The following is a 7,582-nucleotide window of genomic DNA, read 5'->3' on the forward strand; positions in this document are numbered from 1 at the left end:
AAGCTAAGCTGTGAGCTAAAGTGTGCCAAAATTTGAGCGAAGCGAAAACGGCACGCGTTAGCGAATCAGACTTAAGCGCCTTGTTATGTGTATTATCAGACTGCTTTACCTAACTTTTCAGCAACTACTTTAAGTTCTTCTTTAGTTAAACCAATATGCGTTTGAAAATCCGAATCATCTAGCTTTGTTCCATTACATGTTGCATTTACTGCATTTTTAACAGCTGAAAACTCAATTTCAGATAGCGAAATTGGCGACACCTGCTTACATGCCTCAATAAGCTTATCAACGATTACATTTGGAACCGTAGTTGATATTACAATATCACCATTGGCTTCTAATTCATTTAAAGCCTCGAGCATGACTTCATTTATTGATAAATTACCCATAATCACCTTTACACATAACGCCGCATTAAGGTGTGAGCGACGCTTGGCTACACTTGAGCGAAGCGAAACTGCCAAGCGTTGCGAATCACTCTTAAATGCTTTGTTATATGCTTATTTCACCCGAACCCTTTCGTACCATTGGTCAAACTGGTCGATGACCCTGTTGTGATAGAAAGTTTTACTAATACTTTTAGGATTGTCAGGATCTAATCGACGCAGTTTACAGTATCTCTCACCTTCAGTTTTTAACGTTCTCATTTGGTCATGAAAGACTTTATTTTGCTTAAAGTTCGTATAGCGTGCCTTGAGTATTTCTAGCAGCTCGTAGTAATCGTGTGGATAGTTTTTCAGAGCATCTTCTTCGGAAAGAACAATTTCCGGAGCATCAGGGTCATTAGTTAGGCGCACTTGTAAGGCTTCATCATTTGTCGTTTTTACCAACTTAGTATGAAGTTTCAACGATATTGCATAGTTCGCATCTTTGTCGTGCTCATGGTCTTTCTCAATGTCTTTCAGATACTTCAAGAGATTTGACTTAACCTCACTATCCACGCTAAAGCTAGCAACATCTGAAAGATGGAAAAATGATACAGGCATGAGGTAGAAGTTGTACCGACTAAAGTCATGGTGGAACCAGTTCATCGCAAGAGTCATGAAGTTTTTCAGTGATGCTGTGCCAATTTCTTGGATACTAGTGCTCAACTCAAGGTCACCACAGACAAAATGTACCGAGTCATCACGGATATTCATTAACAATCGAATGTTATCTCCGACCACCTTTGGGATAGCACCATTGGCTAGTAAACGATTCAGGGCTGCGCCCAATGAAATCGTTTTTGGGTTACCGCTTGGGGATATTACAGCTTGCCCCTTATTAAAAATATGAATGGACTCAGGATTGTCAGCACCATCCTTTACCAACTTGGACTTTAGAAGAAGTTCCCATGCATTTGTCATTAGAATTGAGAAAGTCTCTTCTCGATGCTGAAAATTAGGTTTGTTATATATTTCTATCGCTGAGATACACGCCGAGATAGCCTTTTCTAACATGATCTGGTGAAGGTACTTATCTACCTCGTCTTTTTGGCTTTGGTGTTGACGAAAAGTAGTTGAGTTAAAAGTTGTGATAACTTCTGTGACCTTATAACCATTGTTCGTTCGCTCCAGCAATGAAACCCATTTTTTACGTAAATACGTTTTTACTGTAGATACACTCCAACCTGTCTTTTCAGCTAATTCATCTAACGTGAACTCGTGCCCAGACTTAAAACTCTCAAGGAAGAATGTATACGCCTTGTCTACTTGTGACCATTTTTTCTCTGACATAAACCTACCTACTGACTGCATATAACGCCCGCTTAAGGGGCAGCCAACGCTACTACCAACTTACCGCATAACACCGTTACCACAAAAACCAACGCATAGCGAAAATGCCGCGCGTTGGCTGTCCCTCTTGAAGCGTTTGTTATGTTGCTTTACACGCCAGCCCAAAAAAACTCGATTCGAATACCGCTTGGGTCGTAACACATCAAATGTTTTGCCGGCCCCTCTCTTACAAGTTCAGGTTCAAACTCAATCAAAACCCCTTCTTCTTTCAAACGCTCATGGAGCGACACTAAAAGCTCTTCAGTTTCAATCAACAAAGCTAAGTGGTGCAAGCCAACATTAGCTTTTCTATCAAATTCAGTTGGTGAGTCAGTTTTCGTAGACCAAAGTGTCAACATTACCGTTCCGTCACTAACAAAAATAGCTGGATAATCAGGGTTTCTTTTCACCTCTTTCCAACCAAGTACACCAGTGAAGAACTTAGCACTTTCTTCTAATCTTGAAACGGTTAATCCGATGTGATGCACACCCTTTGTCGATGGAGTCATTGTTTTTCCTTACTGTTGAATTAATCTTCCATGGAAAATACATCAGAAATTCATATGCAACAATGCAAATCATTAGAGCAATATATTCAGATATTTAGAATAAGCTACTCGAATGCAACATAACGCCGCATTAAGTGGTGAGCAACGCAGGCCACCTAACCTAAACCATTGTGCCGTAAACACTAAACTCAAAGTAAAATGAAAATGCCGAGCGTTGGGAATCCGTCTTAAATGCTTTGTTAGGGCTAAAGCTCAATCGTGATGACGTACTGTCAAACCCAACGTGGCATCAAGTGTCGCTATCAAATTGTTGGTAATGTAAGACAGGAAGATTAATGGCAGAAAAAGTACTGTCATGTTTTCACTATCAGCCATTTTTAGTGCTACTAGTACAATTCCAACCAAGCAAATTGCAATTAAAATCAGTAATCCTGCCCCTTTTGCTTTAAGAGACAACTCATCTTTCTTTGCCGTAACTTCGACGTTTAATTCTTGTTCTTTCGCCTCATTAGTCATGAGTACCTCGATTTATGAATTTACAATTTTTAGCCCTAACGCCGCGTTAAGTAGTGAGCAACGCGACCACAGAACCCAACCAGACCACCGTAAACACAAAACCTAACGATGGAATGAAAAATGCCATGCGTTGGGAATCTGTCTTAAACGCTTTGTTATGTATAATGCACACACCGAACTAAAATATAAACCACTTATGAAACAAGAAGTAATTGATTGCCTGAAGTTAGACATGAAAATATGTTGGGAACACTTCAGCCAAAAGCTTTCCAGCTTTACTGCTGATGAAAAAATCATAATCTTCAATAACTTATCGCAGTTATATGATGTTTCGACAGATGTAAAGGTTAAAAAAGCAACCGACGCAGACTACAACGCTCTCTACTATGAATCCGGAAACCCTGAATTAAATGAGTTTCTTCAAGCGATGTTTGACTGTTTCAAATCATGGCAAGTATACAGTGACATTGAATTGAGCAAATGCCTATACGCACACACAAATAGAGGTACAGACAATTGGTTTCCCGTTGTGATAATCAATCAGAAGATCAATGAGTTCCAATGCGCAGGTGAGTTAGTCACTGTCTATAGAGGTTGTCACAACACCGAATTAAAAACAGACAAGTATAAGCAGAGACAATCATGGTCAACTGACTTCAGTGTGGCAAAATCGTTTGCATATTACCACCCTTCCTCTGATACCCCTAGAAATAATCGAATTGTAATCAAAGCAACAGTTAATAAAGAATCGATTCTTTGGGCGAGAAATGCAGAGTCTGAGGTAGTACTAGCCCTCGATTTTACAGCCAAATCTGTATCAACTGCTATGACATATGATGATTTCATAGCGCAAGGTGGAGATGCCTGACCTTTATACATAACGCCTTGCTAAGGTGCGGCTAACTACACTGAACTCAAGCAAAGCCACGTAATCACTAAACTCAACCGAACTAAAAGTGCCAAAGGTTAGCCGTCACTCTTAAGCAATTTGTTATGTGCGCTACTCGATTACCGTTTTGATCTTCCCATTTTTGAGTCGTTCGACTGTCATACTTGTTGGGTAATTTTCACCAACAGCTTTAAAAATTTCTGCCACTTCAAATATGGTTATAAAGTAAATACACTTTTTCCTGTCAAAGTCTGAGCAAACAAAGAACCCTACCAAGTTAGAACCAGTTGGAAAAAACGGGACAAAGTGGTAACTATGAATAAACTGATTACATATCTGTATCGTATTTAGAGTGGACACTTCAGTACTACCCACTAAATCATAATCCGAGTCGGCTGAACTGGGCATAAGCCTTTCTGGTTCGCCTGAAAACTCAATCTTCCGAACCTTATAGTTTTTATTTTTAACTGAGTCAGAGATTTTTCTAGATTCGATTAGCTTTCTGACCGAGTAAAAACCAAGAAACACTTCTTTTTCCAAAGTGTAGAAGTTTTTCTCCCCCCACCTTTTCTGGACTAGCCTCATGGTTAATTTGTCAGCAAGCTTCAGTAAGTCCATCTTTCCAATACTTTGAGATATGGATCATTTTCACCTATTCCGACTAGCACATAACGCCGCGTTAAGGGGTGAACAACGCTGCCACCCTAACTAAACCATTGTGCCATAAACACAAAAGCCAAACATTGAACCAAAACCGCCAAGCGTTGAGAATCCCTCTTAAACGCTTTGTTATACCTACGGTTCTTCACAAAGCTCAATTTCAACTTCAGATGATAAAATGTGTTGTAACTCTTTATCTAGTTTCTTAAGAGGCGTTTCTAGGTCTAATTTCCCAAACCATTTATTGATTATTGCTTTGAAATTGAAAAAGGGAACTTCTATTGTAGGGAAGGTATGCCATACAACCTCTTTTACTTCGGGAGGTTTTCCCTTTTGATAGCTTTCTAACGTTTCTTCATCTTGCATCGAACCGCAGCCCAACCAAAGTAAATAGTCATTTGATTCACATATGACACACCAACCCCAGTCTTCTGGAATAACATCAGTTTGATAGCCAAGTTTAGCAAATTCATCACTTAGCCAGTACGCTAATTGTTTACCATAACAACCTGGGTTAGTTTCTTCGTCTTCGCTTTTCTCAATTTCAAATTTTGTAGATTTGAACCAATATCCTGATTCCACCAACAACTCTCCCTAGTAGGTATAACGCCGCGTTAAGGGGCGACAACGCTATGCCACCCAAACTTAAACATTGTGCCATAAACACATAAGCCAAACTTTGAACTAAAACCGCCAAGCGTTGGGAGTCCCTCTTAAACGCTTTGTTATGAGCCAGCAGCCTCGAGTAATGCTTTGACTTTTTGCTTTGCGTAACCTTTAGCTAGGTCTTTTGCGACAGATGAGATTGTGTCTAAGCTTGATTCTTTAAAATTGGCTTGAATTTCCGCCCAAACATTGGGTTCATTTAGAGATTCAATAAAATCATGGCCAAAAGCTGTAAGACGAATCGGGACAACTGACCAACCTCTTTGACCATTCCCCATCATTGTATAGCCTACACCTCTAGCACTCTGAGCAAATGACTCGATGTATCCCTTATCAACTAAGATGTCGGTATGAAACACAAATTTATCATCATCATAGTGAAAGCCTTTAGCTTCAAGCTCACGAATATTGGTAGTTGGTCTTTCAGCGCTTTCAAAAGCTTCCAATAATTGTTTCAAATATTCTTTATCAACTTTCATCGAATTATCCTTGTGGCTCATAACGCCCTGTTAAGGTGTGAGCAACGCAATACAAAAGCCGCCGCAGACCACCTTAAACACTAAACGCAACGCATAGTAAAAATGCCACGCGTTGCGAATCACTCTTAAACAGATTGTTATGTTTGTATTCTCAGCTTTCCATCGAAATATCAACAACTTGACCATTTTCATCAAATGAAACGCTTATTAAGTAATTTGTGACATCATTGGGCAACGTAAAATCACAGACGTCGTCTTCCACGTAAGCGACTACCAGTGCAGACAAAATGTCGTCAAAGCTTGGATTTTCTTTGCCTAAAATTTCTAGCCATACTGCTGCTGGGAGTTCATCTAAATGATGAGATACAAACAAATCGATCCCGTATTCTCCCGACTCCGTACCGCGAGAGGCTTTTATAGCTTCTAGAGCTAACTCTACTTTTTTATCCATTCCAATACTCTGCTTATATCGAGAAAAACATAACGCCCTGTTAAGGTGTGAGCAACGCAATACAGAAGCTCCCGCATACCACCTTAAACACCAAACGCAACGCATAGTGAAAATGCCACGCGTTGCGAATCACTCTTAAACAGTTTGTTATACGTATTTTTTGAGCAGCTTTGCTTTTAGAATTTCTGGTTTCATTGCTGGCTTAGTGCGATGAAGCATACGGTGGCAATTTGAACAAACAACACAAACGTCATTTAATGTACTGATGTAGTTTTCATCTTTTTCGTGTAGAGGGTTCTTATGATGGCACTCGATAAACCCAGCACCTAATTCTTTTCCGTACACTGACTCGAAATCAAAATCACAAACCTGGCATATAAAACCAAACTCGGCTTTTGCGTCTTTTACTAACTTAGAGTTACGCTTGAAATATGAAGCTTCACGTACCTGCCTTTCTCCCTCAGCATACTCCTGCTCTGGTGAGTTCTCTCGAATTTCATAGTCGCCTAAATCATCGATTACATATGGTTTTTGTAAAAGATGACTGACATAGCCTCCTGAACCACCAAAGTGTTCTAGTCGATCGCTTTTCACACGATAAACATTTCCTGACGGTCGAAAATTTGGCATATATTGAACATCTTTCTTGAACTGGGTCCAAGTCAGTTCGATATGCTGAGTTTTGAAAAAGAACACGTAGGGGAAATGACTACTTCCCCACAAAAAGTTTGAAAGGTCTAAAAGCTGCTCTTTCCAAAAGCCTTTTACATGACAAAGAGCAGGCATTTCACCATCACCACCAGTGGTCTTGATTAAAAGCATGACATCATCAACTTTTAGTTGACGAATAACACTCTTGGCGCCATCAGGAACTCCCCAGACGTTACACCAGCCATCGGGAAACTCAGCTAGAAGCTTATCTTCTATTTCTGCTTGTAGATGAGGTGGACAATGTTCGACGATGTCGGAAACAGCGACTTCACCAAAGACAGTTTTTGGAAAATCTGCATTAGCTCCTTTTAAGCCAACATCATGGAAAAATAACTGCATAATACTTCCTCTGAACTAATACGTATAACGCCCTGCTAAGTGGCTGACAACATACCACAAAACGTAAACAAGCCACCGTAAACACAAAACCCGACCAGAAGTAAAACCGCCGAGCGTTGGCAGTCCGTCTTGAGCAGTTTGTTAGGGATGCTTATTCCAAGCGCCTTTGCTGATTTGGAATGCGATGGTTAACCTATAAAACACCAATGCTGAATGCACCGCAACAAGCACTGAACCTAAATGACAAGCGCTTCACTGTTTTTGCGGTGGTTCACTGAAACCATTAAGCGATGAACTTAAGACACCGGACCTCAGAACCTTTTGGGACAAGCGGTTTCTGAAAACCGAACTTGGCCGTTCAAACTAAAAAACGGTGAACCGCCGAACTTGAAATTTAGCCACTAAACGACGCCTTCACATGAAGATGTTCGTGCCACACAGACACAAAAGTAACTTCAAATGATGGACTTAAAGTGGCTGAGTGCAGAACCAACAAGCCTAAAATCTTAAAAGCAACCTAACGCCCAATTAAGGTGTGAGGCACGCAATACCGATGCTGCCGCATACCACCTTAACCACTAAAACCAACGCATAGTAAAAATGCCACA

General features: G+C 40.3%; 10 protein-coding genes. 1 reads left to right on the plus strand and 9 read right to left on the minus strand.

What is annotated here, in order from left to right:
- Positions 1-95: 95 nt before the first annotated feature.
- The 4 genes from VPR01S_RS16205 to VPR01S_RS16220 all read right to left on the minus strand — a co-directional run bounded on the left by VPR01S_RS16205 (position 96) and on the right by VPR01S_RS16220 (position 2,779).
- Complete coding sequence (locus VPR01S_RS16205) at positions 96-464, minus strand: hypothetical protein (RefSeq protein ID WP_081693190.1); 369 nt, start codon at positions 462-464, stop codon at positions 96-98.
- A 36-nt stretch (positions 465-500) separates the two neighbouring features.
- Positions 501-1,715, minus strand: coding sequence for a DUF3644 domain-containing protein (locus VPR01S_RS16210; protein WP_009697324.1), 1,215 nt, complete (start codon positions 1,713-1,715; stop codon positions 501-503).
- 149 nt (positions 1,716-1,864) lie between these two features.
- On the minus strand, positions 1,865-2,263 hold the full coding sequence (locus tag VPR01S_RS16215) for a VOC family protein (protein ID WP_021706447.1): 399 nt from the start codon (positions 2,261-2,263) through the stop codon (positions 1,865-1,867).
- A gap of 252 nt (positions 2,264-2,515) precedes the next feature.
- Complete coding sequence (locus VPR01S_RS16220; protein ID WP_021706448.1) at positions 2,516-2,779, minus strand: hypothetical protein; 264 nt, start codon at positions 2,777-2,779, stop codon at positions 2,516-2,518.
- 196 nt (positions 2,780-2,975) lie between these two features.
- Here VPR01S_RS16220 and VPR01S_RS16225 point away from each other — a divergent pair, with 196 nt between their 5' ends.
- The gene (locus VPR01S_RS16225; protein ID WP_081693191.1) at positions 2,976-3,647 is read left to right on the plus strand and encodes a hypothetical protein; all 672 of its coding nucleotides are present in this window, start codon (positions 2,976-2,978) and stop codon (positions 3,645-3,647) included.
- A gap of 132 nt (positions 3,648-3,779) precedes the next feature.
- On the opposite strand, the gene VPR01S_RS16230 is transcribed toward VPR01S_RS16225, so the two are convergent.
- From VPR01S_RS16230 to VPR01S_RS16250, 5 genes are all read right to left on the minus strand, one after another.
- Entirely contained in the window at positions 3,780-4,286 is a 507-nt protein-coding gene (locus tag VPR01S_RS16230) for a hypothetical protein (protein ID WP_021706450.1), read from the minus strand.
- Between the two features lie 177 nt (positions 4,287-4,463).
- On the minus strand, positions 4,464-4,910 hold the full coding sequence (locus tag VPR01S_RS22010) for a hypothetical protein (protein ID WP_021706451.1): 447 nt from the start codon (positions 4,908-4,910) through the stop codon (positions 4,464-4,466).
- Between the two features lie 143 nt (positions 4,911-5,053).
- The gene (locus VPR01S_RS16240) at positions 5,054-5,473 is read right to left on the minus strand and encodes a DUF2513 domain-containing protein (protein ID WP_021706452.1); all 420 of its coding nucleotides are present in this window, start codon (positions 5,471-5,473) and stop codon (positions 5,054-5,056) included.
- Between the two features lie 151 nt (positions 5,474-5,624).
- A complete protein-coding gene (locus VPR01S_RS16245) occupies positions 5,625-5,924 on the minus strand; it encodes a DUF2004 domain-containing protein (RefSeq protein WP_021706453.1) in 300 nt (99 codons plus the stop codon).
- Between the two features lie 147 nt (positions 5,925-6,071).
- Complete coding sequence (locus tag VPR01S_RS16250; protein WP_021706454.1) at positions 6,072-6,974, minus strand: HNH endonuclease; 903 nt, start codon at positions 6,972-6,974, stop codon at positions 6,072-6,074.
- Positions 6,975-7,582: the final 608 nt, after the last annotated feature.

The organism is Vibrio proteolyticus NBRC 13287 (genome assembly GCF_000467125.1).
Lineage (GTDB): Bacteria > Pseudomonadota > Gammaproteobacteria > Enterobacterales > Vibrionaceae > Vibrio > Vibrio proteolyticus.